The 24,522-nt window shown below is 43.5% G+C and carries 17 protein-coding genes; 5 read left to right on the forward strand and 12 right to left on the reverse strand.

Annotated features, from left to right (window positions below):
• Window positions 1-122: 122 nt before the first annotated feature.
• The 4 genes from NG22_RS09120 to NG22_RS09135 all read right to left on the reverse strand — a co-directional run bounded on the left by NG22_RS09120 (window position 123) and on the right by NG22_RS09135 (window position 7,829).
• Window positions 123-449, reverse strand: coding sequence for a DUF5020 family protein (locus NG22_RS09120; RefSeq protein ID WP_053405467.1), 327 nt, complete (start codon window positions 447-449; stop codon window positions 123-125).
• Window positions 450-478: 29 nt separating this feature from the next.
• Window positions 479-889 (reverse strand): DUF5020 family protein, encoded by a 411-nt coding sequence (locus NG22_RS09125; RefSeq protein ID WP_053405468.1) that lies wholly within the window; start codon window positions 887-889, stop codon window positions 479-481.
• 136 nt (window positions 890-1,025) lie between these two features.
• Entirely contained in the window at window positions 1,026-5,402 is a 4,377-nt protein-coding gene (locus tag NG22_RS09130; RefSeq protein WP_053405469.1) for a PAS domain S-box protein, read from the reverse strand.
• 519 nt (window positions 5,403-5,921) lie between these two features.
• Window positions 5,922-7,829, reverse strand: a complete 1,908-nt coding sequence (locus NG22_RS09135; RefSeq protein WP_053405470.1) for an AAA domain-containing protein — start codon at window positions 7,827-7,829, stop codon at window positions 5,922-5,924.
• A 137-nt stretch (window positions 7,830-7,966) separates the two neighbouring features.
• Between NG22_RS09135 and NG22_RS09140 the strand changes: the two genes are divergently transcribed.
• Window positions 7,967-8,560: an ACP phosphodiesterase gene (locus NG22_RS09140; protein ID WP_072159056.1), complete on the forward strand. Its 594-nt coding sequence runs from the start codon at window positions 7,967-7,969 to the stop codon at window positions 8,558-8,560.
• A 235-nt stretch (window positions 8,561-8,795) separates the two neighbouring features.
• Window positions 8,796-10,358, forward strand: a complete 1,563-nt coding sequence (locus NG22_RS09145) for an ATP-binding protein (protein ID WP_053405472.1) — start codon at window positions 8,796-8,798, stop codon at window positions 10,356-10,358.
• Between the two features lie 251 nt (window positions 10,359-10,609).
• On the opposite strand, the gene NG22_RS17795 is transcribed toward NG22_RS09145, so the two are convergent.
• Window positions 10,610-10,804: a hypothetical protein gene (locus tag NG22_RS17795; protein WP_157600966.1), complete on the reverse strand. Its 195-nt coding sequence runs from the start codon at window positions 10,802-10,804 to the stop codon at window positions 10,610-10,612.
• Window positions 10,805-11,167: 363 nt separating this feature from the next.
• On the opposite strand from NG22_RS17795, the gene NG22_RS09150 reads away from it, so the two are divergent.
• Both NG22_RS09150 and NG22_RS09155 read left to right on the forward strand, forming a co-directional pair.
• Window positions 11,168-11,605, forward strand: coding sequence for a hypothetical protein (locus NG22_RS09150; RefSeq protein ID WP_157600968.1), 438 nt, complete (start codon window positions 11,168-11,170; stop codon window positions 11,603-11,605).
• A gap of 3 nt (window positions 11,606-11,608) precedes the next feature.
• Entirely contained in the window at window positions 11,609-13,003 is a 1,395-nt protein-coding gene (locus NG22_RS09155) for a voltage-gated chloride channel family protein (RefSeq protein WP_053405474.1), read from the forward strand.
• 414 nt (window positions 13,004-13,417) lie between these two features.
• On the opposite strand, the gene NG22_RS09160 is transcribed toward NG22_RS09155, so the two are convergent.
• On the reverse strand, window positions 13,418-13,954 hold the full coding sequence (locus NG22_RS09160) for an NAD(P)H-dependent oxidoreductase (protein ID WP_253275667.1): 537 nt from the start codon (window positions 13,952-13,954) through the stop codon (window positions 13,418-13,420).
• Between the two features lie 155 nt (window positions 13,955-14,109).
• Window positions 14,110-16,566 carry a DUF5686 family protein gene (locus NG22_RS09165; RefSeq protein WP_053405475.1) on the reverse strand — a complete coding sequence of 819 codons (2,457 nt, stop codon included), beginning with the start codon at window positions 16,564-16,566 and terminating at the stop codon, window positions 14,110-14,112.
• Window positions 16,567-16,975: 409 nt separating this feature from the next.
• On the opposite strand from NG22_RS09165, the gene NG22_RS09175 reads away from it, so the two are divergent.
• Window positions 16,976-17,266, forward strand: coding sequence for a hypothetical protein (locus tag NG22_RS09175; protein WP_053405477.1), 291 nt, complete (start codon window positions 16,976-16,978; stop codon window positions 17,264-17,266).
• Window positions 17,267-17,332: 66 nt separating this feature from the next.
• Here the strand turns inward: NG22_RS09175 and NG22_RS09180 are convergent, their stop codons facing one another.
• From NG22_RS09180 to NG22_RS09200, 5 genes are all read right to left on the reverse strand, one after another.
• Entirely contained in the window at window positions 17,333-17,980 is a 648-nt protein-coding gene (locus NG22_RS09180) for a class I SAM-dependent methyltransferase (protein ID WP_053405478.1), read from the reverse strand.
• A gap of 80 nt (window positions 17,981-18,060) precedes the next feature.
• A complete protein-coding gene (locus tag NG22_RS09185; RefSeq protein ID WP_053405479.1) occupies window positions 18,061-19,260 on the reverse strand; it encodes an aspartate aminotransferase family protein in 1,200 nt (399 codons plus the stop codon).
• A 342-nt stretch (window positions 19,261-19,602) separates the two neighbouring features.
• On the reverse strand, window positions 19,603-21,045 hold the full coding sequence (gene pyk, locus NG22_RS09190) for a pyruvate kinase (RefSeq protein ID WP_053405480.1): 1,443 nt from the start codon (window positions 21,043-21,045) through the stop codon (window positions 19,603-19,605).
• Between the two features lie 876 nt (window positions 21,046-21,921).
• Window positions 21,922-22,716 (reverse strand): thymidylate synthase, encoded by a 795-nt coding sequence (locus tag NG22_RS09195; protein WP_053405481.1) that lies wholly within the window; start codon window positions 22,714-22,716, stop codon window positions 21,922-21,924.
• 896 nt (window positions 22,717-23,612) lie between these two features.
• Entirely contained in the window at window positions 23,613-24,335 is a 723-nt protein-coding gene (locus tag NG22_RS09200) for an outer membrane beta-barrel protein (RefSeq protein ID WP_053405482.1), read from the reverse strand.
• Window positions 24,336-24,522: the final 187 nt, after the last annotated feature.

Raw genomic sequence — 24,522 nt, forward strand, 5'->3', positions numbered from 1 at the left:
TTAGGAATAAAGCCTATTATTTTTGCCAAAGCGGAAGGTGAATCAGGAAAATATCCTCCCATTCCCTAATGGGAATTTTAGTAATAATAATAGGCTATTTAAAGGTTGATTGATGCAATAAATTAAAAAGTGTATTTGACCGCTACAGTAGGATTGACCATCCACTTGTTCATGCCATTGAAAGCAGGATTGTATTCTGCAAAGTTCATGGACACCTCCACTTCACCTCCTACGGCAAAATTATCGGTTACATTGTACCAGATCTGTGGCTCTGCCAAGAACACGGCCTGCTTCCCGATATCCTCACCATCTCCAACAAAGTTACGATCTTCTGACCAAAGATCTAAGAAACCATTGAACATCACTTTTCCTTTGAACAATGGCCAGAACCAAACGGCGGTAAACTGTCCATCGGCCTTGGTATAAGCGCGTGGGTGGTACTTGTACATCACAGTAGCATGAAGGAACAAATCGCCAATCACAAATGGGTGCCCAACCCCAATAGCGCTGCACGCTTGATCGGAAATTGCCCTGAACCATCAGCAAAGGTAGCAAAACCATCGTCATACTCGACATGCAAGTTCAACTTGTTCTCATTCAAATAAAACTTGTGCGAAATTTCCCAATAAAACAAACCAGCACCACCATCTTTGGTGTTACGGTAATCCACATCGGCAAACATAAAGGATTCACCTTTTTCTGTGGCTTTAAAATACTCAAAAGTAGAAGTAAAAACCGGCGCACCATAGTTTTGTGCCTGATCACTATTCAATGGACGACTGCGATTGAAATCGTAGTGCAACTGTACATTCTGTGCTTTTACTTCCTGAACAAAGAAGATCGCCATAAGAGCGAAAAGAACCATAAATGGGGTAAAACGTTTCTTCATTTTAAGTTTACTTTTACTAAAAACGCAGCAAAAGTAAACTGTAAAATTGCCAAAAACTATCCCCTAGATCAGGAAAGTGAGAATAAAATTAAAAATTCATAACAAGACATGATATATGTCAATTACTCTCTAACGTTTACTTCATTTTATTTAATATTATCCCAAAATTCTTCACGCCCTGTTCCATCCTGTCCAATTCAAAACTAGCCAGGTCTTCTAATAACTGATCTCCGGTAGCCTGAAAAATATCCAGTTTATACTCTTTGGCCACTGCCTGAAGCAAACCTCCTAAAGTCTCCACATCATCAGACATCAGGTCTTCATCCACTCGCTGCCAAAGTGGTTTCACCTCCTGATGGATGACTTTAAAAAACTCCTGCTTTTGTTCCTCAGATAAATGAGACAATGAAAATAGGGCGCCATTTTGAGAGGATGCTGAAGTCTCTTCCTCTTCTAATTCCTCTAACTGATGAGGAAGGTATTGCGCCATTTCCTGCATTAGCACATCCGCACTAATCGGTTTACGCAACAAGCCGTCACAGCCAGCCTCAAAAACTTTATTCTGGTCTTCCTGCATCACAGAGGCCGTCAGCGCCACCACCGGAATGTGCCCCACATCAGGATCGCCCTTTATTATGCGGGTGGCTTCATAGCCATCCATCTTAGGCATTCGGATGTCCATCAATACCAGATCAGGATGGTGTTGGCGGGTCATCTCTACGGCCTCTAATCCATTTCGGGCCTCCAACAATTTAATGGCGGTATTCTTCAGGCTCTCCAAAATGAGTACCCGGTTAATATCAATATCGTCAACCACCAATACCTTAGAGCTTTCGAAAATAATGCCACGTCCCAGCTCTTCAGGGATTCGATGATTCATTTTTTGTTCATCACCTATCTTCACCTCCGGAAGAAAGATGGTAAAGGTGGAGCCCTCTCCTTCCTTTGAGCTCAGGCGCATTTCTCCCCCCATCATATTGACCAATCGGCGGGAAATAGAAAGCCCAAGGCCTGTTCCCCCGTATTTCCTGGTACTCTGCCCCTGTTGCTGTCGGAAAGCCTTAAAGACCAAATCCTGCTGATCTTCGGGAATACCTATACCCGTATCCTGAACTGCTATTTCCATTCCCACGGTTCCCTCGGATTTCCCTGTCACCCGGCTCACCAATAATTTCACAAAACCCTGATCGGTAAATTTCACCGCATTTCCAATCAGGTTGAAAATCACCTGCCGCAACCGTACCTCATCCATCATCAGACTTGGAGGTAAATCTCCATCCACATCAATCAAAAAGTCCAATTGCTTTTGAGCAATGCGCACCTCAAATATTTGCTGGATCTCTTTAAAAAAGCCAAAAGGATTAACGGACTCATACTCGATTTCCATACGGCCGGCTTCAATCTTCGAAAGGTCCAGAATATCATTGATCAGTGTCATCAGGCTTTTCGAGCCCGCTTTGATCGATTGCAGATAGCCCTTATGGCGACTATCGGTAATCTGCCCCTCCAATAGTTCCGTAAAGCCGATAACAGCATTCATCGGCGTACGAATTTCATGAGACATATTGGCCAGGAACTCTGACTTGGCTTTATTGGCCTGTTCGGCAGCATCCTTGGCCGCCTTCAGATCGTACTCCTTTTGCTTCAGTTCCGTAATGTCCGTCACTGTACCAATCACCTTTATGGCTTTGCCCTCACTATCCCGCTCATAATCCACTGCCCGCATCAGGATTGGTTTGTAGGTATCCCAGGCAGTACGCATGCGCATCTCTACATCCAAACGGGAGCGTTGCCCAAACATAAATTGCTTGACTCTGGATTTAAAAAATTCCACATCATCCGGATGTACCAAATCTACCACCTCCCGCTGAAAGTTCTTAAACTCCCCGGGGTGATAACCCAGCATATTAAATACGTTCTCAGAATAGAAGAATTGCTCTTCATTATAATTGAGCTCAAAAACCCCGTTGTCCACTGAATCCAGAATCCGTTCCATCCGCTCCTGCGTTAATCGGATATCGGTGACATCACGGGCTGATAGGGTAAGCCCCTCATATTGTCCGTCTTCAGAAAATACGGGCAGCAACCGAACACTGAAAAATAGCCGGGAGCCATCATGGAGCACGAACCAATCTTGTATTTCGGTCTTTTCATAATCTCCCTGACGAAATTGTGTAAGAATCCGCATATGCTTATCCTCCAGGGATGGGATAACATCTCGGATATATCGCCCTTCAATCTCAAAGTATTCTTTGCCTACGGCTGAGCGGAAAGCCTTATTGGTTCGGACGACACAGCCGTTTTCATCCAATAGCGCCATGATCTCATGCGCCGTGGAGATAATCTTCCGGTACTGTCTCAGCCTGATATCCACTAACTTCTTGGCGGTCACATCCTGAAAGGTTCCCAATAGCACCTTTCTTCCATTTTTGAGAATACCCCGCTCATTCCCTAAAATAAACCTTTCTTCTCCATTTTTGGTGAGAATCTTAAAGGTACGCTCCTCAAAGTCGTATTGCTCCCACTCTTCCTCTGAGTACTTCGTTGCCAAATCTTCGCCCTGCGCCTGAGCAAACATATGATCATTTTCAACAAAGAATTTGGCTAAGGAAGCGGCCTGATGATCAAATTCCTCCGGAAGAAAATCAAATACCTCATAAAAATTCGGCGTGACGCTCAATTGTCCGGAAGCAATATCCCATTCCCAGGCACTGGTATTATTAATTTTCAAGGACAAGCGCAGGGTCTGATCATTTTCTCTCAGCTTATTCAGGGCGACTTTGGTATCTGTATTATCCACCAACATCCCCTCAATTATGTCATCCTGCAAGGTGGCATTTAGCATGAGATATCGGATTTCCCCAGCGCGGGTAAAGATCTCCACCTGAAAATTCTTGACTTCGCCCTCTGCTTTCAGTTCCTGCTGGAAGTCTACAGATCGCTCGCCTTTCACCCAAATACAATAAAAGCAGGGCTGCTCGTCCATTAATTCCTCCGTGGTGGCATAACCACACAGGGTCGCCACCGCATCATTAAGGAATTGAAAATCCCCTTCTTCATTGAGGCGAAATACCCCCACTAATGCGTTATCTACCAGAGTACGATAGCGCTTTTCACTGGTTCGCAATTCCTGCTGGGCATGCTCGCGCATCTTCATTTCTTGCTCCAGGTGCTCTTTATTCTCCTGCAGCTCATCATTTTTCTCTTCTAAATCATGAAGGATATCCTGTAAAGCCTGCGTCCTTTCCTCCACCCGCTTTTCCAGCTGATTATTTAAGGTTGTGACTTGTTGATTCGACTGTTCCAGGCTTTCAAAAGCGGTAATCAATTCTTCCTCCGCCACCAGCTTCTCCTGAACGGCATGCGCCAGCACACCAAAAGACTCCATCATATCCCCGACCTCATCACTGCGTTTTTTACTCCCCAGATCTAATTTATGGGCATCCGGCTCTTTTCCTGAGGCCATGTCCCGCATCATTTTGGAGATGATGATCATGGGGCTCACCATTTGATTGATCATCACTACCAAGCCAACGATTAGAAACACCACTCCTATCAAACACCAAAACAATATCCGGGCTGTAATTCTTTTTGACAAACCCAAGACCCTTTCCTCGGGCATCAACAATACGAATGACCAGGGATTTTCTCCGTAGCCCATTTTGATAGGAGTATAAAACTGATAGGTCTTTTGGCCATCCATCTCTACCAATCGGTCTAATTCCCCGCCCTGATAAACCACCATGGGATCAATCAGGCGTTCCTCATAGGACTGCAGGCGGATGCCAATTTGAGTGGGATCCGAGTCCGCCACGATGGTTCCGTCATTGCCCACCAGCATGGCACGTCCGGTGACAAACTCTCCCATCTCCTCAATCCTTTCCTGCAACCGCCTGAGTTCTACATCAATCCCGATTACTCCCTCAAATTCTCCCAGTTCATCTTTGATGGGAATTACGGCAGAAACCAATAAGGTTTGTTTTCCGGATACTTCGAACCAATACGGATTCAATACCATGGGCATCCCCACCAGCTTAGGCTGAAGGTACCACAAAGAAGTATCCGGATCTTCATTGGGCAATTCCATAATGATAGAATCCCCGGCTTCATGAAAATAAGGACAGAAACGCCCATTCGCATCGGAGCCAAAACTTTCGGTATGACGGGCGTCTTTACCATCCACGGCATTAGGCTCCCATATGGTCCAGGCACCAAAGACGGTTTCATCATCCCTAACGGACTTCTCCAATATGGTATTCATCAGTCTTCGGGGACGATCGGAATTGTTCTGAATTTCTTCAAAAACCTCCTGCAACAAGTCCGCTTTATGCAATGATAAGCTGAGCATCTCTTCTATGTTGAATGCATAACGCTTTGAGATCTGCGTCGCCAAAAACATGGAGGACTCGGCGGTATATTTTCGGGTCATGCTATTGATCCCCCAGGTCAGGGCGCTGATTCCCAAGATGACGATGGTGACCACCAATAGAATGATTTTCTGTTTAATGCCCATGTGTAAAAAGCTCTGTCAAATTAGCACAATTGCTATTTTTTGAAAGATATCATTTATGGGCCATTACTCAAAATTATCCTAAAAGAAGCTGAATCCCCGGGCCCATTAAGGCATGCTAAGCCGGATTATTTATGCTAAATATTAATGGTAGACTCATTTTAACCCGAATTATTCACCGCCAGATTATGACACCCTATTTAATCGACTAACTATCAGTATGTTACATTCGTGTCGGCTGATTTTTTAATAGCCCCAATTTGGGCAAGTTTGCTTTCTCCTCATTCCTCTGTTTCGTTGGAAAAAACTCTAAATAGAAAACTATTCCTTCATTTTTCCCGCCTTACAGCTAAACGAGGATTGTAGCATGGATAATCCGGCTTAAAACTCAAGAAGACTCCTGTCAAACCCTTGACAAATAGCATTTAGGTCCGAAGTGGCCTCATTTGGAAATAAGTTGTCGGAATAAAATTTTGCGATTTAAATGAAATCTGTAATAGTCTGACAGGCTCCTGAAGCAGCCTAGCCATCAAAATACTCCGGATCAAACACAGATTGGTACCCTCCAATCTCTTGCACATAAGCCAGCAATCCATCAAAGAAAGTATCGGAGGATAGCGTAGCACTGTCTCCGATCATCCATAAATGTTTCCGTGCACGGGTCATGGCGACGTTCATCCGACGCTGATCCTGCAGGAATCCTATTTTATAATCCCCATTGGAACGCACCATGCTCATCAACAAAATATCCCGTTCCTGTCCCTGAAAAGCATCCACGGTATTTACACTGATCTGTCGGTACCAGGGGTGTTCTTTCCATTCCCCATCAATCTCGGCACGCAACCATTCCACCTGCGCTTTATAAGGCGCGATAATACCCACCGAAGGCAATTCCTCATGCGGCATTTCTGCTAAACGTTTGAGATAGTCCAGCAATACCCTTCCCTCTTGTGGGTTAAAACTACTCCGGCTATCCGCCTTTTGCTGCTCGAAATAAGCTGCCCCGGCCGTATCCACCCAAAGCATTGGAGCTAAACCCTCCCACTGATGGTGGCGCACCGTTGGGTGTGCTTTCAATCGGCCCTTGTAAAATTGCTGATTGGAATAACCCATGATCTGCTCATGCATGCGGTATTGAATGGTCAGCATCTCGTCAGCCTCATTACTATTAATGGCCTTTTCAAATAAGGTGGTGGCCAATCCCTCACGTGCCGCCTCCAAAGATTTAATGGTTGGAGGCAATTGGAAATGATCACCTGCCAACACCACCCTGCGGGCTTTCAGGATCGGAATCCAGCTCGCCGGTTCCAAAGACTGCCCAGCCTCATCGATGAAGACCGTCTTAAAAGTTTTATCACGGAGCAACTGATGTGATGCCCCCACGAGCGTACAGGTAATCACCTCGGCACGGGCCATCAGATCATCCGTTATATAATTCTCCAGCATACGGGCCTCATCGCCCAGTCTGCTGGCTTCCTGATACAATCTTGTTCTTTGCGCCCGTTCTTCCGGCCCAAAGTTCCGCTTATATTTCCCTGCCAGTCGCAAATATTCTTCCCGTTGCTTCTTGACTTGCTTCAAATCCCCATAGGCATGATGCTCGACAATCTGCATATCCAGAGTATGATGCATAGAGGCCTCAGTCACCCGGGCGGGATGCCCCAGGCGTAACACCTGATGCCCCATTTCGTCCAGCTTATTGGTCAGCAAATCCACGGCCGCATTGGAAGGTGCACAAACCAGTACCTGCTTTTCTTTCTTACAAACCTGTCGGATCGCATATACTAAAGTAGTGGTCTTTCCGGTGCCCGGAGGGCCATGCACTATCGCTACTTCTTCTGCCGTCATGATCTTATGCAGCGCGTTATTCTGCGAAGGATTCAGCTGTGGCAATTGCTCAGGGTAAGCCTCCCGAAAACTGGCCAACTTCGGACCAATGAGTACTTCCCGCAATTCCGCGGCACGTCCGCTGGCATTCTCCACTATCTTGAGAGCACGCTCCATTTCCCGATAGGTAGTCTCCTCAAACATCAGCTGCAAACCCAAATGCCCATCATGAATCCAGTCCGGCAGTTCATCCTCCTGCACCACGATGCGCGCCACATCTTCCCGCACATATTGAATCACCCCCTGCAACCAATACTTCCCGGCCTGCCCATTCACATTCACAAAAATGCCTGCCGATTTCCCCGAAGAAAATTGATGGTTCAGTTCCAAGCCTTTCGTACGCTCCACTTCAATGACCAAGCGTTCCCCTGTCCCATAAAAATGCTTGTTTAGCTGGATTGGATACCAGCACACACCATCCTTGCGCTTCTTATCAATAGAGGTCTCCATCACCTGCTGCTTAAACAGGCGCAGATCTTCCTCCTTTTCTTTTTTCAACAATTCAGCAGTGTAGCGTATGGCTTTCTTTGTAGCGTCGGACATTTTATAGGAATTAATTTTCGGCGGACAAGATCGCTAATTTGTCGGCAGCACCGCAAGCAATTACATGAAAAAGCCCAAGCTACGGACAAACTATTAGCGTAAAAAGTTTAGATTGCCGACTCACCATTCCATACTACATGAATTACCTCGCTCATTTGCAGCTGTCCCACCATCAACCCGCCCTGCTCACGGGCAACTTCATGGGAGATTTTGTCAAAGGAAAAAACTACATGCAATATCCTGAAGAGATCAAAAATGGGGTGCTCCTGCATCGCTTCATCGATCACTTCACGGACACCCATCCCCTTGTACTGGAAGCCAAGCAACTGATCCGCCACCGGCATGGCCACTGGTCGGGCGTGGTGATGGATATGTTCTTTGACCACTTCCTGGCGGCCCACTTCGAACAGTGGGAAGGGGAATCTTTGGAATCCTACACTCAAAAAGCATATGCCTATATCGCCGATCATAAGGAACATTTGCCCGAACGGGCCAGCCATATCTATTATTATATGAGCCGGGACAATTGGCTACTCACCTATGCCACTGAGGTTGGAATCGCTCAAGCGCTTGCCGGTATTAGCAGCCGGGTACGTCATGAAAACCAAATGAATCGCGCATATGAAGACCTGAAAGCACATGGTGAACAACTCCATGGCCTCTTTAATGAGTTCTATCAGGAGCTCACGCAGGCCAGCGATGAAAAAAGACTGGCACAGGCGGAAGGCTAATGCTGATTGGGGTGTTCTTTCCCCTTGGAGTCAGGCCCTTGCCCTGCAAACCGGGGTGGAATAGTCACTTTCTTGGGCGGGCGGATTTATTATTCTCTTCCGAATGTCTGAATTACCTAAAAAGGCGCTATTTATACCACTACTTCTCTGCAAGTAAATAAATCAGCGCAACATTTACCCCTATTGTAAATTCCCCCCTCCCTTGTATCTTTGTTATATAAGCGCTCATAAACCAATGGATCCACTGAAATTACCCTTAGGCATACAGACGTTCTCTAAACTTCGCGACAGTAAAACCAATTTCCTGTATGTGGACAAAACGGAAGAAATTCATAATCTAATCTCTTCAGAGGGTTATTTCTTTCTTTCACGTCCCAGAAGGTTTGGTAAATCGATGTTACTTTCTACTATTGACGCCATTTTTTCTGGTAAGCAGGAATTGTTCAAGGGGCTTTGGATTTATGACCAATGGGACTGGAGTAAGCAGTTTCCGGTGATCCGCTTTGACCTGAGCGGTATTAATAACTCCAGCAGAGCGGCCCTGGAACAAGAATTACTCTTAATTATCCGGGCCAATGCTGAACGATTTGGCTTTGATTTTCGGGACATAGAGCGCCCGACCCTAAACGCCACGCTACGTCATTTCCTCATCAGCCTCGAAAAGAAATTCAAAGCCAAGGCCGTTTTGCTGATTGATGAATATGATAAACCCATTCAGAACACTTTGGACAAGGAGGAGCTTCCCATAATCATGCGGGATGCTTTAAGAGATTTTTACAGTGCCATTAAAAGCAGCGATGATCACCTCCAATTCTCCCTGATGACGGGCATCACCAAATTTGGGAAAATGGGCTTATTCTCCGGAGCGAATAATTATACGGACATATCACTGAACCCAAAGTATGCCACCATTGTGGGATTTACCCATGAAGAATTACTCCAACAGTTCGGGAATTTGTTTGACGGAGCAGATATGGAAAAAGTCCGGGAATGGTACAATGGCTATAACTTCCTGGGGAACTCCGTTTACAATCCATTTGATATCTTACCGTTTCTGGATGGGGGACATAAATTCAAAAACTATTGGTGGCAGACCGGGCAGACCAATTTCCTGATCAACCTGTTACAGACTGGAAGTTATGATCTCCCTCAGGTAGGCAAAAGTCGGATTACCGAAGAGCAATTGGGTGCATTTGATGTAGAAAACATAAAGCTCGAAGTGCTACTTTTTCAGGCGGGCTACCTTACCATTGAGCGGGAAGTGAATGTTGGGGCCCGGATTGTCTATCAAATGCGCATTCCTAATATGGAAATTGCAGACTCCCTGAACAGTTTATTCTTTCGGGTGCTCAGCCAACTGGATGATGAGCACCTTCATAAAAGAATTACTGCTGCTGAAGCGCTCCTTTTTCAGGATATGGAGCTACTGGAAACCTCCCTTCGGACCATGTTCAGTTCCATTGCCCATCAAAATTATACGGGCAACCAATTGCAAAAGCAGGAAGGGTATTATGCCGCTGTGGCTTACACCTATTTCCGGTCCATTGGTTTTCGAATTAATGCAGAAGAGGCTTCTGCTCAGGGGCGGGCGGATTTAGTTATTGACACAGGTCAATCCATTTATGTGATTGAATTTAAGGTGGATGCCAAAAACCCGGGAGAGGCGCTGAGGCAAATTAAAGACCGTGGCTATCATGAACCCTATTTAGGCCAGGGCCTTTCGGTTTATCTGATTGGGATTCACTTTAATAGCGAGCAAAAAAATGTAGATGTTTTTGATTGGGAATTGATCAAATAAAATTTACCAATTCCCGCTATCCTATCACTAAAAAGAAATTTAGGCCTGCAACGCTAACATCACCTTCTTTAACCCGAATTATTCACCTTTAGATATTGAAAATCAGCCTAACCCACTCACCACCAGAACAGCATTAATGTTTTTCTGATTTTTAAAATAGTCCAAATTGGGGTAAACTTGGTTGCTTTTCATTCATCTGCCTCCTCAGGGCTTTTTCATAAAAAGCTAAATCGGCCATTCAACCATTATATTTAATAATCAATCGTTTCTTTTTCTTTTTTTCTTGATAAAAAACGAAACAAAAAAATCAAGGCTGTGATCAATTCTGGCGAGCCACCGAACCTGCTGCCGGAATCCATCAAGGCGTTACTTGATAATTGGAGCGAATAGAAAAAAATATTGTAGAAATAACGCTGTGATGACTTCTCTTCGACAGCAGAACCCATGGCTACCGCCAATTGATCAAGGCCGAACTGTTGATGTGGAAGATATTGTACTATAAAATCAATATTGTCAAAGATAGTAACCTTTCTAATAAACCAGCGCTCAAATCAAATCGATCTTCATAGGGAACGGAATCTTTCCAATAATTTGTAGTTTTGTGAAAAAGGCATGTCTGCCTCCTTATCAAGGACTCCAAACAAGAAAAATTCTTTCATATTTCCCGCCTGCCGGCTAAATGAAGATTTAAGTTTGAATAATCCGGCTTAAACTATGCCCCTAATCCTACCCACATTCAGGACGAATGCTTAAATTTGCGGGATTCAAAGTATGAAGGGGAACGCTACTCCCCCGCCTCATTAAATAATATGATTAAAGTATATCCTAAATCGGGTTTGCGCTGGACCCTTTCTCTGCTGGTTTTGGTCAGCTACAGTGCATTTTTATATAATTTCTACCACGTCGCCAACAGCCCGGAAGTTTCCTTGTTATGGTTGATATCAACGGCTTTTGCCTTTGCATTATCCATAGTCAGTACAGTGCGCTTCCTGATGGAAATGAAAAGCTATACCTTCATCAAAAAAGAATTTGAGGAAACCCGTTTGTTCGGATTACAAAAGACCGTATTTCCTTCCACGGAAATGAAGCTTTGGCTGGAATCCGATATTGAAGTGAAAGGCAAGCCGTTTAAAGAGTTAATCATTGCTTTTCCAAATAAGATGATCCGCCTGAATCCTCAAAAACACACGCATTATAAAGAGTTGCTGCTCTTTTTAGGCAAACATTTCAAGGGCTATAAAAAATAAAGCATGAAGATCAATTTACCTTTTTCCCGTAATCTCAGACACCAACTTCGGCAACTGGCTAAATGGATTGCTATCATTACGCCCTTGGCGATCGTGGTCGGTTCATTGAATGCTTTTTTCCTTTGGCTATTGGGGAAGGCTACGGATTTCAGAATCTCCACCTATGAGCAACATGCCTGGATCATTTACCTCTTGCCCCTGGCAGGAGTGGCCATTGTATGGGTTTACCGCAAATTTGGTAAAAACGCTGAAGGGGGTAACAACCTGATCATGGATGAAATTCACAAACCGGGAGGTGGCGTACCGGGCCGAATGAGTCCATTTGTTTTATTTTCCACCGTCATCACCCACCTTTTCGGCGGCTCTGCAGGCCGAGAGGGTACTGCTGTTCAAATTGGCGGAGCTACTGCACAGCAATTAGGAAATTTATTGAAGCTGGATGAAGATGATACCCGATTAATTTTGACTGCGGGGGTGGCTGCCGGTTTTGGCTCCATCTTCGGGACCCCATTTACAGGAGCCATTTTCGCTTTAGAGGTGCTGACTATCGGAAAGATCAAATTCAATGCAATTATTCCGGCATTATTCGCCTCGGTGATTGGTAATTTTATCACTACCGCCTGGGGGACACATCACAGTCATAACAAGCTGATCAATATTACGGATAAAATTTCGGTGCAGTTCAATGAAAACCTGCACTACCTGGACATCAGCCTGATCATTGGGAAAATCATCATTGCCGGAATGGCCTTTGGTCTGGCAGGCTACCTTTTTGGTGAGCTTACTCATAAAGTGAAAGATACCCTGAAGGCAAAAGTAAAAAACCCTTACCTGATTCCGGTGATCGGAGGAGTAGTGGTGATCATCGCCATTAACCTTTTAGGAAATTACGATTACATCGGGATTGGAGTGAAAGCTTATCGGGAAGGTGGTGTTGGGATCAATACGGCCTTTCAGGAAGGCGGAGCCGAATGGTATTCCTGGATCACCAAGCTGGTGCTGACAGCCATTACGCTGGGCTCAGGTTTTAAGGGTGGAGAGGTAACACCGTTATTCTTTGTTGGGGCTACCCTGGGCAATACTATGGCAGGATTGTTAGATGCACCGGTAGCCTTATTTGCCGCCTTAGGATTCATAGGCGTATTTGCCGCAGCGACCAACACCCCATTAGCCTGTACGATCATGGGCGTTGAGCTTTTCGGATCGGAATACTTATTGTACTTCGCCATTGCCTGTTATACCGCCTATTATTTCTCCGGACATACCGGCATTTATGCTTCTCAAAAAGTGGCTGTACCTAAACACATTGGCAGTAAAGAACATATTCAGGAAAATCTTGGTGAGTTGCGAAAGCAGGGAAAACATTTGAAACCCCCAAAGGAAGATCGAATGGATTAAGCCGGATTATTCATGCGAAAACCTCAAATAGCTATAAGGCGGAAAAATGAAGGAATTTTTCCTATTTCGAGTTTTTTCCAACGAAACAGAAGAATGAGGAGAAAGCAAGCTTACCCAAATTTGGGCTATTATAAATCAGAGAAAATAAATAATAATGAACTGGAAATAAACTTCTTGAGCTTAGTTCATTAATTAACGGTGAATATTTCGGCTTAACCGGCCAACACCTTTAGTTAGATAAATGCAAAAGCGCCTTCGGAAACCGAAGGCGCTTTTGTTTTTCATCAAATGTGCAGCATGCTAGACACTATGACCTCTGATACTAGATTATTTCAAAAAGATCCGCTTTCGACTTCCTGACTTTAGGCGCTCCTGCGGTTGGATCTTCCTCCGAACGATAACCAATAGTGGCAATCACGGAAGCATAAAGCCCCGTTCCTGCAAGCCTAAAATCTCATTGAATTTCTCCGGCTCAAAACCTTCCATCGGGCAGGCATCTATACGAAGTGCTGCACAAGCATTCAACAAATAGCCCAAAGCAATATAAGTTTGCCGGGCAGTCCAAACCCCTTGGGCTTCGGGAGAAAATTCTCCCAGCTTGCTTTTCATAAAATCACCATAAGCTTTCAGATCCTCCAACTTCATCCCTTGTGTATCCGCTTTGAGCCGCAGGTATTCATCAATATGCTCCGCCTTCACTGAACTGTAATTACAAAAAACAATCAATTGGCTGGCATCCACAATCTGCGATTGGTTCCAGGCTGCCGGTTGCAATTTAGCCCGAAGCTCCGCATCCTCAATCACCAAAATTTTATACAACTGCAATCCATAAGAACTGGCCGACAGCCGGACCGCTTCCAATATGGTATCCAGATCCTGCGAACTGATTTTTTTGGTGGCATCAAATTTTTTGGTGGCGTATCGCCAGTTGAGATTTTCGATTAATTCCATGAAGTGAGGGGGTTAAGTTTAAAAAAGCTTTCAGCTTTCTCTACGAATAGTATAATCTTTAGGACAAGGAAAATCCCTCAAATTAGACATTATCTTCTACAGTATAATAAATTGCTACATCGTTCGCCTTAATGCTACTAGAAATTGGTAATACCTTAAAGACTAATCACCAATCCAACCTTCAAAGCCTGATCATTGGAGCCATAGGACATCTGCTGGTAAGACAAGCGGTGCCAATATTCCACAAAGAAAACCTTAAATATATTATGTACTCCTACCCCTGCGGCCATATAGGGATGCCTACCCAAGCTGTTCAGTGGCTGCCCCTCCGTTAAAAAGACTTCATTATATTGGGCATTTGCCCGGGAGAGCGTACCATAAGCCATTTCAAAATCCATCATGATGCCTGCACCAGTCTGTTCATGCAGCCAGGCCAATCCCGGCACTTTGGACATGAGGGCGCCCCCGAAAAAATGCTGCACAAATAATTCCACATACTGATCGGAAGTAAACTCGAAGCTATTCATCAACTGATGACTTCCAAAAGCATAGACGGGTCCGCCAATCCCCTGATGCATCTTCAGGTACGGAAAAGGAACATTTCCCAGCACTTTACCGGCATTCAAGCGGTAGGAAGTCTGCCCCCACTTCGGGAATAGCAGAGCAAACTGATGATCCAGCTGTAAATACAGTTGCTGAAAAACCTGTTCCTGTTGCTGATCATGGACAAATCCTGCTTTTACCCCCAACTTCACTTCCGGAAAGGGCTGTCCGCCTTTTCTTAGCAAGCGATAATTCTTATTGTAAGCGCTTCGGTCTTTGAAAGACCACCGCATTTCCATTTTTGCTGACCGGCTAGCGAAATGGCCTGCCGTCATGGCTTCCTTTCCTAGAAATTGATTGGCATTTCTTAAATCCATCCATTCTCCACCCACAGTAATCGTCCAGTCTCTTCGAAAGCCCTGAGACAGGCTCACCTCCGATTTATTTTGATAAAAAGGCCTTTTTTCACTAAGCGCTCCAATTTGTGCTAAGTGGTAATCGGCTTCCAACATTTCACTTTCGAAGCCGATGCTGGATACCGGAATCAAATCGTACTGCGTATTGATGGACAAAATCTGTCGCTGCTGAGGGTTAATTAACCATTTTCCAGCGACCTGATATTTCCACTTTTCATCTTCAAGACCAAAACCTATTCCACTTTTCACCCAAATATGATCCTCCCATAGCCGGTCTGAAAGCCCGCTGACGGAAAGTCGGTAGCCTTCCAGATCATTCAATATCAGATAATTCATCGCATGACCAACATCCCATTTTGGCGTTTCCCAATACCCGCTGGCAGCTATGTTAATGGAACGATTAAAATGAGCTGCCCGCGATTTTTGATTCATTTCTTCCAAAAGCTGAATGGAATTTCCCTGGGGAACCTCAGCCAACGGTGGGTTACTTAAAATTTCTTCCACATTTTTTCTCATGGCCCCTTCCTGAATCTTATAATATGCCTTTACCTGTCCATAAAGCGGCACATCTTCCAGCCTTTGATGATATTGGGTAATGGCAGGCCAGTTTTCTCCCTTTCCATCCGGTTGCCAATATTGAGTAAGTGCAAAATCCGACCAAAAATTTTGGGACGCTCTTTTAGCCATTTTCATGTTTACCTTGACCAAGGTGCTATCACTGGTATTAAAGTACAAATCTCCCTCAAAGCCCTGCTGACTTTTAGATCTTGGCTCAAAATGAATCATCCAAACATGCTGTCCGTCTTCTTCGATAGGGTTATCCTTCAAATCCCAATCAAAATATGCCGCAAATCGAAGAGAAAAAGGAGAAGGGAAATTCTTGTCGATCACCACCAGCTGGTTACACATCAAATCGTGGATCAGTAAATCCGGATTCACCAATAACTGTCCGAATATTCCCCGTGCATCGAAGCCCAGCGCCATCTGCTTAACATTTTGATAATGATTTTCCGTCATCCGGCCTTCAGCATAAACCTTTTCCACCTCATATTCCGCCGAAACCACCGGAATGGCCGGCCTTCCATCGGCCCCAACGACCCCATAGCGATCCAAATCTTTCTGCATCCATTGCTTCTCCGGACTGGCCCACCAACTCACCTCTACCCGGCTCTGCCTGGAGCCTTCCTGAGCGTTTTCTTGCTGTTGGTAGCTGGCCTGATGTTTTCGGATAAATTCAAAAGCGGGGTTCTCTCCAGCTTCAATCACTACCTCGGATAATACCTTTTGATGCTCTTTCAGGTAAAAAACTTCCTGAGCCGCTGCTTCCTCCACAGGCATACATAGCGTTCCATAACCCACAAATTGAATTACCAGAGATTCGGAAAGGTATTGCTCATCATATAGTAATTCAAATTTCCCTTCCAAATCGGTTTGACACCCCACACCATAGGCATCCCTAATAGAAATTGTGGCAAATGGCAATGGCTCCCCGGTATCAAGATCCAGCAATAAGCCTTTCAATTTAAGCATGGATTTTTCCGCATGGCTAGGAAGCGGTGAAAACAATACTAAAAGTAACAGCAGTCGTAAAATTTGGGCACAGCAGACCCCGTTCACCATCGCATGATGGGGATCAGATTTATCCTTCTTCATCTATTTATTGATTACCTCAGTTGGAAAACAATCGGCAAAGATCTTTTCAACTATAGGATGCCTGAGGAATGGAATCCCCCTATTACAGGAAAGAAAATAATAGAAAAAAACAGGAAGGACTAAACTGAAGCTTTTCAAAAAGAAGGTTTTAGCTCCAAAAAAAATACAAAAAATGAATAAAAAATATCGAAACCGCACATCAAGAAACAGTACCCTAGCTTCTCCATGTAGTTTGGCATTTTGTATTTTGAAGCTAAATTCAGGTATCCGAACCATATTACCGCGCTTAAACCCCTTATCTAGGTTAGTAAAAAATTAACTTTGAGTGAAAACTTACTTAAAGAGATCTTGCGTAATTTTTATAAAACAATATTTTTTATCAACTTTTCATGAACATATTTGATCAGTCATGGAGCTTAACGAAATTCAGCAAAACATTTTAGCAGAGTATTATTTCACCGATCTCGCGGGAGCTGCTTTAATTCAGAGCATTGAAACTCACCCCAACAATTCAAAAGCGGTGATCATTAATTTAAATACGCCATGGCGTAACACCTCCAATATCGTCGTCAATTTCATTAACGAGAGCATGGTGGCGCAATTGCCAGAAGGGGATTGTAGATGTTCTTTGGCTAAATATAAAGCCCGAATGGATCATGAATTATTACTCAGTTTTGCGGAAATGCAAAACTTGAATTAGTGGCTCCTATCAAGTTTAAACCCCATCCATCTGAAATAAATTCAAATTTAGCGATTTCAACAATCGCTAAATATCCAAACAGTTATTTGCCCTATAAAAAATGGCAGTAACACATTCCTGGAAATTAATAGGTGCATGACCGGAAAAATCAAGTTGTTTAAAACCTGCCTCGTGCAAATGATCAATGCCCTTCTGGTATTCCTCCCGCTCCGCATTATCCCAAATTATTACACCCCGCGCCGAAAGCGATTTCAATGCTTTTTCAGCACATTTGTTTCTATTGCGTCCATCGACCACAATTATATCGAAGTCTTCCTCCTGCCCGGATAGATAATTGGGATATCCTTCTCTCACATCCTCACGCAAAGCACACTTTACGTTGGGTAACTGTTCCAATTTTGGGGAGATGAAATTAAAATAGCCTTTATCATGATCTACCGCCACCACTTCTTTGGCGCGAGCGGCAAACCAACGAGTAGAATTCCCCATCCCAAATTCAAAAACACGATGTTCTTTGGTGATTCGATTGGATAAAAAATGAATCATGGGGTAAGTGAACCATGGAATTGGATCCCCTTCACCGTTAATCGACTGCCCTAAAAAACGGCTTTCCGTCCAGCCTTTAGGCTTTAAATAAAAACGGTTTAAAAAATATATATTCAATGCAGCGGCGCTGAATCGATTAGTTCTAAGGATTTTCTTAATGATCGACATAAAAATAAAATTCAATCCTTAAAAATAGGCAAGCCACGGTTAATTCCATGGCTAAACCCTCAAATAAATATCTTTTTGGCCTATTTCTGCCATTCCTCTTCAATCACTTCCAGTATTACCCGGCAAGCCTCGCGAATTTCTTCCTCTGTAATGACTAAAGGTGGAGCCAATCGAAAAGCTGTTGGCGTGGACAAAAACCAATAGGTGATCATCCCTCGCTCAATACATTTGGTCACTACCCGGTTCACCAAATCAAAGCTTTCCATATCAATGGCGAACATCAATCCTTTCCGGCGAATTTCTTTTATAGCTGGATGCAACTTTAACAAGTCTTCGATTAATTGCCCCTTTGCCTCGGAGGCTTCGATCAGATTTTCTTCCTTCAAAACATTCACGACGGCATTTGCGGCCGCACAGCAAACGGGTTGTCCTCCGAAAGTAGTGATATGCCCGAGAATGGGATCATGGGAAAGTACTTTCATTTTTTCCTGAGAGGAAACGAAGCAACCCATTGCCATCCCACCGGCCATTCCCTTTGCCATGGTCAGCACATCCGGCACAACGCCAAAGTGTTCGAAGGCGAAAAACTTCCCTGTACGACCAAAGCCCGTCTGGATTTCATCAAAAATCAGGATGGCGCCCACTTCATCACACCTTTTCCGCAAAGCCTGCATATATGCGATGGAAGGAATCCGGACACCTGCATCTCCCTGAATAGGCTCTACAATTACACCGGCAGTTTTGGTGGTAATCTTTTGCAGGTCTTCTTCCACATTGAAGTCGATGAAACGTACCTCAGGTAGCATGGGACGAAAAGCGTTTTTCTTCACCTCGTTACCCGAAACACTTAAAGAGCCATGGGTATTTCCATGGTAGGAACGATTAAAACTCACCAATTCCGTACGCCCCGTATAGCGTTTGGCCAATTTCAGAGCTGCCTCATTGGCCTCCGTTCCGGAATTTACGAAATAGGTACAGTTCAGCTGCTCCGGCAAAACCGATAACAAGCTTTTAGTCAGCTCCACCTGCGGTTTTTGCACCATTTCCCCATAAACCATCACGAACAGATACTTATCAATCTGATCCTTAATGGCCTGAATTACTTTAGGATGGCGATGCCCCAGATTATTGACTGATATAGCCGATATCAGATCCATATAGGACTTGCCTTCGGTATCATACATATAAACACCTTCCGCTCTTTCAATCTCAATTCCTAGAGGATAAGGGGAAGTTTGAGCCTGATGCTCAAAGAAAATATCTCGATTACTTTTGTTCATAAAACCTTAGGAATAAACCCTTGAGAGGCAAATTTACCAAGAAAAGCGATATAAGTGATGCGCTTTTAAAAAAAGAAATAACAGAAAATGAAGGAGAAAGGGATGAAGGGCAGGGAATGATTGGCAAAGGGATAGAAGGCTTGCATGAGCTCATTTTTGAGTCCCACCATTGAAGAATGCTCATTGAAATATGGCAGGCAAGTACCGTCTGCGTCTTCAGATTAAAAATCAGACAAAAATAGCGAGGCTGATAGCCCGGGCCGGAGTGTAGCGCAGGCTTGCCCCAAAATAAAAAAAGGAACTCCTGAAACAGAAGCTCCTTATTTTCAATAATATTTTGAATTATTTATTCTCTTCGATAGTTGCACACTTCAACATATTGGTACGGTGAACGCCGTCCATTGGGAATGAAGAAACGTGAACCACTGAATCTCCAACTTCCAATACGCCTTCGTTCAACAATGTCTTTTCTTCATGCTCGTGCAATCCGCGAAGGGTGCTGAAAGTCTTAGGCAACAAGAATGGCTGAACACCCCAGATCAGGTTCAACTGCGTAGATACGGATTTATCGTTAGTAAAGATGAAGATCTTCGCCTTTGGTCTGTAACGAGAGATATTCGTTGCAGTGAAACCAGAAGTGGTGTTACCAATGATGGCTTTTGCGCCGATCGAGCTCGCCAAAATAGTACCGGTGTGTACCACCTCTTTGGCCATGAAATGAGGAGAATCCTTCGCTACTTCATGGTCACGATCGTACTCATACTGAGCAGAAAGTTCTACTGTACGGCAGATGTCCGCCATCGTCTTCACAGCATCCAATGGGAACTGACCTGCTGCAGACTCCTCTGAAAGCATCACGCCATCTGCGCCGTCCATTACTGCATTCGCCACATCATTGGTCTCTGCACGTGTAGCGATCGGGCTTTTGACCATAGACTCCAACATCTGGGTCGCCACTACTACCGGACGTGCCATTTGATGACACTTCTTGATGATAGACTTCTGTACCAATGGTACCTCAGCAGCATTGGTTTCAATCGCCAAATCACCACGAGCTACCATGATTGCATCAGAAGATTTGATGATTTTGTCGATATGCACCAAAGCTTCCGGACGCTCGATTTTTGAAATAATACGACAAGTACGGCCAGCTTCCTGAATCTTAGTACGCAAGAATTCTACATCAGAAGCATTACGAACGAAAGACAAGGCAATGATGTCTACATTCTGCTCCAAACCAAATTCAAGGTCAATCAAATCTTTGTGAGTCAAAGCCGGCTCAGAGATATTTGTATCTGGCAAGTTGATTCCCTTACGAGACTTCAACAAACCACCTACCAATACTTCAGTCAATACTTCTTTACCATCAATCGCTTTTACCAACAATTGGATACGACCATCGTCCATCAAAACTTTTTCACCGACTTTTACATCTTTAGAAAAATTCTGATAAACGGTGGATACCTTCTCGCTGGTACCTTCACACTCTTCAGTGGTGATAATCAAATCTTGTCCGGTCTCGATAGGCTGACCGTTATCCTTCATCATACCAACACGGATTTTTGGGCCTTGTAAATCCTGGAGGATGGAAATGTTGAAGTTGAATTCTTTGTTGATTTCACGAATGTGGTTGATCACTTTCAGGTGATCCTCATGAGTACCATGAGAAAAATTCAAACGCATTACATTTACCCCTGCTACGGCAAATTGTAATAACATTTCTTTAGTGTTACTGGAAGGACCTACGGTCGCAACGATCTTCGTACGCTTAGTCGAAATGGACATCTTAGTCTTGTTGTTTTATTCTAAATAATGCATTCAAAGGTAGGCATTCCCCTAGCCCCTAATATGACTTAAATCATATCCCATTCAGGGCAAATGAACAATTACATTATTTACAAAAACCGCAGCGTATAGTTAGCAAAAAGCTAAAATATTATGGAAACTTTCCGACACAATGGTAGAATATCAAATTTCCCATCTTGAATTAATATAAGCTTATTTACTTCTAATATGACGCATGCCACCTTACGCTATTTGACAAGGGCCTACCGATGAAATTATGAATATTAAGAGTATCCTGAGTACTTTAGAGTGCATGGCATTTTTTAACAAACGATTGAGGAAATAAACTTAAATGCAACAGAAAGATGTCACGCTAGACGGCTAACTGCCCCGGCACAGCTATTCTTTATTAAAAACATGATCCCGGTTTAGAAGTAAATTGGAAACTAAAACCCTAAAGCATGTTTCGCCAACCGGAAATTGTAACAAAACTTTGAAAATGGCCGAATTTTTCTGAACTATTCACCGCCAGATTCACCAACCTCAATCAACATCCTTACTTTCAGTTGATTTCAGATATTTTCTTTGGTTTTTAATTAGGCTGTCGAATATTTCGGACTGGTAGCTGGTTTCTTCCTGATGAATGGTTCTGGCGTGATCAGAACAGGGGTTGATTACCTCCCATTAAAGGGTTTTTGACAGCCCTAGATTTTAATCGCCCAAATTTAAGTAGGCATGCTTTCTCCTCATTCATTTGTTTCCATGCAAAAAACTCGAAATAGAGAGCCATTCCGTCATTTTTTCCACCTTGCAGCTAAATGAGGAGAAAGCAAGCATAATTCGGATTAATCCTTCCTTCTTTTTTAAAATACCGGATTATACAGAAACCTCAGCTTTGATATGCGGATGCGGATTATAATCGGTCAACTCGAAATCCTCGAATTTAAAATCAAAAAGATCTTTTACTTCAGGGTTAATTTTCATCTTCGGTAATGCTCGTGGCTCACGAGACAATTGCAATTCTGCCTGCTCCAAATGATTCAAATACAAATGTGTATCACCGAAGGTATGAACAAATTCTCCCAGCTCCAGCCCTGTAACTTGCGCCATCATCATGGTCAACAACGCATAAGAGGCGATATTAAAAGGAACACCTAAGAAGAAATCTGCTGAACGCTGGTACAACTGGCAAGACAATTTATTGTCTGCTACATAAAATTGAAACATGGTATGGCATGGTGGCAGTGCCATTTTCTCAATCTCCCCTACATTCCAGGCATTTACAATCATACGGCGGGAATCCGGGTTGTTTTTCAACTGATCAAGCACCTGCACAATCTGATCAACAGTTCGACCGTCAGCGGTGGGCCAAGAGCGCCATTGCGCTCCATATACCGGTCCCAAATTCCCGTTTTCATCCGCCCATTCATCCCAAATACGTACTTTATTTTCTTTCAAATAAGCAATATTGGTTTCCCCTTTCAGGAACCATAATAATTCATGAATGATCGAACGAAGATGCAGTTTCTTGGTCGTACATAAAGGAAAGCCCTCTGCCAAATTAAAGCGCATTTGTCTTCCAAAAACACTGATGGTTCCCGTTCCGGTACGGTCTTCTTTCTTCACCCCATTGTCCAAGATGTCCTGCATCAAATCCAGATATTGCTTCATGCCTGTTAATCAATTTAAAAGGAGTGCCAGACGCCTCCGTTTTGAATAAAAATTCTATAAATTCTAAGCAATTTAGCCAAAATGCCAATGGCAAACAATGCGAGAATTCAACTTAAGCCGGTTTATTTCATGTTAATATCTTTCCTTAGCAGCATGGCGGGACTAAGGAAAGATTAGTTTACTTTTTCGAATTATTCCCAGGGAAGCACCCAAATGAGAGAGAGGCAAGCTTAGCCAAATTTGAGCATTTAAAAATCAAAGAAAAATTCCGGTAATGAATTGATGATAAAAACTTTGGGTTGCACCAATAAATTTAGCTGTCAATCATTCGGCTTAAAAATCAAAAACACACTCCATACCTATAGCATCTATCCTTCTTGATTGCACTCCATAAATCCAGCGATATTTAAATCGGCTAAAGCCGGATCATTCATGCTTAAAACCTTGTTTAGCTGGGCGGGAAATATGAAGTAATTTTTCCTTTTTCGTATTGATCTAACGAGATAGTTTAATGAGGAGAATACAAGCTTACACAAATTTGAGCTATAAGAAGTTAGTCCATTCAGCCCTATTGCATTGACCCTGAATATTTTTCAACAAACCACTAAATCTACCAGAGAATAATTCTGCTTAAGTCATAAAATACAAAAAAGAGCAAGTTGAAAAGCACAACATCCGGCTTTAAACTCAAATTACTGGAAGCCATATTGGATTATTTCTCAACAATCGCGATGCAATGCTCTCAAAATAATCGGATAGCCCTTCTGCAATACCTGGATTCAAATGCTCGCCGCGAATTTTGGCTATAAAACACGTCCTAAGGCATCATTCATTTATCTCCCCAGACCTGAGTAATTTCCTTAGTTACCGATGCGGTCTTTGGCGTCGAAGGCTCATCAATACATCTGATGATTTGGGTTCTTTCGATTGGGCTTTGCCCAGTCGCGTTTCCGTTGCTTTCCGGGCTGACGTCTCAATACTTTTGGTAAACCATCTCTTCTGGAAGTTCCAAAAAAGTAAGACAGCACCAACTGATAATTGTATTGCTTCAGGGTATATTCTTCCTGGTTATCTAAATCCCGAAAGCCTGTTTGATAATAGAAACCCAATCGCCAGGGGCCATAATCACCTCCGGCACCAAAATTAAAACCCATGTCCCAGGGTTGAAAGCTCTCCAATGTTCCTCCCCATTGCAGGGCATTGCCTTGTTCGTCCTTGCCATGCAAGTGAAATTGTCCATAAAAGCCCAAATGAAGAAAAACGGAAGTTCGCTGGCTGGTCTCTACCCGAAAACCAAAATTAACCGGGACATTCAATACGCCCATCTTCATCGTCAGCCGATCATCTTTTTGATAATAATGAAATCCCTGCTGCTGATAATCCACGCTGGCATTCCAAATAAAATACCGCCAGAATTGCTGCTCATAGCCCAATCCCGCAATAAAGCCAAAATTAGGATCGGTAAAAGTCCGTAGATTATCGGCATCCACGGCATAGGCATTACCCACCACGGCGCCTGCTTTAAGCCCAATTCGCTGACCATTAGCCCGCTGCAGTAAAAACACACAGCTTACAGTAAGAAGAATTGATAGGTAGATAGGGGATTTAATTCTCAGCATAACATTCATTTATGACTACAAAAATGAAAAATTCATCTTAAAAATAATATGCTCAGACAGTCTTTTTTAACCCTATTTAGAATAAAAAAAAAGAGTAAAATTATATTTATTAACCAATAGTCGCCATTCTGATCAATGGGACACACCAAAACTTCATCTATAAGTGAAATAATGAAGTATTGTCATC

Origin of the sequence: Persicobacter sp. CCB-QB2 (assembly GCF_001274635.1) — a bacterium.
Lineage (GTDB): Bacteria > Bacteroidota > Bacteroidia > Cytophagales > Cyclobacteriaceae > Persicobacter > Persicobacter diffluens.